This window comes from Chitinophaga sp. (assembly GCF_035564935.1).
Taxonomy (GTDB): Bacteria; Bacteroidota; Bacteroidia; order Chitinophagales; family Chitinophagaceae; genus Chitinophaga.
In genome coordinates this window covers 1-2428 of the sequence record NZ_DATMTE010000886.1, presented here as the reverse complement: position 1 = coordinate 2428, position 2428 = coordinate 1, and the positions used below count along the sequence as shown (strand labels likewise).

General features: G+C 45.5%; 1 protein-coding gene. It reads right to left on the bottom strand.

All coding sequences use genetic code 11. The features are described from left to right. Positions 1 to 31: 31 nt before the first annotated feature. Entirely contained in the window at positions 32 to 2230 is a 2199-nt protein-coding gene (locus VN105_RS23130; RefSeq protein ID WP_325644670.1) for a hypothetical protein, read from the bottom strand. Positions 2231 to 2428: the final 198 nt, after the last annotated feature.

Below are 2428 nucleotides of genomic sequence, written 5' to 3'. Positions count from 1 at the left end.
CCTGCGCCTTCCGAAAAAATATTTGTAAATTTTACTTCTTTTCGTCTTTCATAATCTGCTTGTAAGCCTTGATGAATATGGCGCCAAGATTCTTATGCGGCGGTACATAGTCGCTGAAAAGATCCTTGTTGCGGGCATCCCCGGCAAACCGTTTGGTGAGCTGCGCCCACATAATTACCCAGTCTACATTTTTGCCGGAACGTACCTGGTCTTCCAGGCTATGGATAATCGGTTCATTTACGAAACGGGTACCTACCTGTTTGGAGGAAATGATATGCGCCTCCGGCGATTTTTCCAATACAGTAGCCAGGTTATGATAACCGCCGCAGGATCCCAGCACTACTATCTTGGCAGAGCTCTGCAGGTTGTCGAGGGTGGTGTTGATATGATAGCTATGTCCGCGGTGAATGAAGATAGTAGGATGAATATCGTTTTCATCCAGGTATTCAGACAATTTGGAGATGGCTTCTTTATCTGCCGGTTCATCTGTTGGCAGGTTCGCATAAATAGTAGTGGGCTTTCCTTTCAATGAGGTGATGGTAGTCCAGTATTTATTTTTGCTCACTCTCCAGTCGGACGAAGGGAAATTGGTCATGAAGCTGGCGTATGACTCCTGCCCGTCTTTATCTCCATAAAAAAACACCTGCTGGTACACCCTTCCGCTGTCGCTTTCCAGTGTATTAAAGGTCACATAGTTGATAGGCGGTAACTGCAGCTTGGCAGCCATATCCGTAGCTTTAGACGAATCGTTCTCTGTTTTGGATTCCGTTTCAAACAGGCTGCTGAGCAGCTGATAAATAACCGTTCCGCGTTTATCGTTATGTTTTCTTACATAATTCAGGTTTTTCTTTACTTCCACACGGAGAAATTCCAGCAGTTTCTCATCCCGGATACTACCAAAAGAGTTAGCCACATCTACTGCATCTTCCAGGTCTTCGGTTTTTTCCAGGTTCTGCACGTATTTCTGCATGAGATAGTTGGAGTTTTCCGGGGCCATGGATTTCAGGAAATTGTCCAGCGTATTGAAACCGGCAGCCATGGCGATGAACTTTTTGAAACGGTCGAAGTTCACTATCATCAGTAAGCTGTCGCCGCGCGGGGGCTTCATACGGAGCATCATCTGGTCGTACAGGCCGGCGTTGTTGTGATTGGTATAACTCGAAGTATACAGTTCTTCCTGCCCGTTGATGATCAGGTAATACAGTTCTTCCGGTGTAAAATTCTTAACGATGGCAAACCTTACCGGGGCTGGTTCTTCATGCAGGTCGTTTACAGAGCGGATATACAGCAGCGATTTTGCCTGCATGTTTTCCATCATTGCTTTCAGGCCATATGGGTTCTGACCGTCGCTTTTCATCTTCTGCAATGCGATAGTGGATTTCACCATCTGTTTGAAATACTGGTAGTCGTTGTCTACCACGGGTTCCAGCTTCTCAACGGTAGTGGTGCCGGCCAGGAGCTCGTCGATGAACGGGAGTATCCTGGTGCTTTGTGACGACTGTCCTATACGCACAATCTGCTGTACAATCGGGTCCTGGTTACGTTTAATGGCGCTGGCCATTGGGGTATAGGACGTAGCATAGGTAAGTATCTGGTTGGGATATTTACGCGCCACAGCCGCTATAATGGAATCGGTGCCCGGATAGTTGAGATAATCCACCAGTTTGGGCATTACGGTTTCCAGGTTATTAAAGGCATATTTGGAAAACACCCGTCCCCTGGCTTCTTTGTAGCCGGGGTTATCATGAAACGATTCGATGATCCTTTCGGAGGCGTCGTAAGAAAGGTTATTGATATAGGGCAAAATACTTTGTCCTTTGATGTCTGCGTGCATCATATTGCGGAACGCAGATACCATGGCGGGGGCTTCCTCCGGGTCAATTTTACTGCGTGCACGCTTCTGGTTGTAATCTTTCACCATTACATAAATAGCAGAGAGGTACTTTACTTTCAGCCGGTGATCCAGTGAATCGTTGTCCTCTATTTCCTGTTGCATATCATCCACTTCCTTTAGCAGGGCATTGGTCACCTGCAGGTTAGTGGTCTGATCCTCTGAAACTTTCACGAGGTCATCCGCTTTCCCGTCGAACTTGGCTGCAGCGGCCTGCTCTTTGTCGATGTTGTCATGAAATCCCTGTCTGCTGATTGGAATCGGGTGGTGACTGCTTTGCGCCTGCATTTGGTTGGTTACCAGTACTGTCAGTGCGATTATTAATAAAAATCTTCTCATACTAATGTGATCTTTTCCCAACGACCAGATAGCAAATTTACAACCAAATACAGAGTTTGTCAGCATTTGGTTACTATCTATTGTTTTTTAAGAAGAAATATATTTATAATATTTTATCTGTAAATAGATGATCAAAGTTTGCCGGTATTTTCTTCCGGGAAGACATGAAAACGACTTACTTTTTTCATAATCACAAGG

Bases quoted from the DNA above. Each gene is read 5' to 3' on its own strand.
- VN105_RS23130 (WP_325644670.1), bottom strand. From the start codon at position 2,230: ATGAGAAGATTTTTATTAATAATCGCACTGACAGTACTGGTAACCAAC.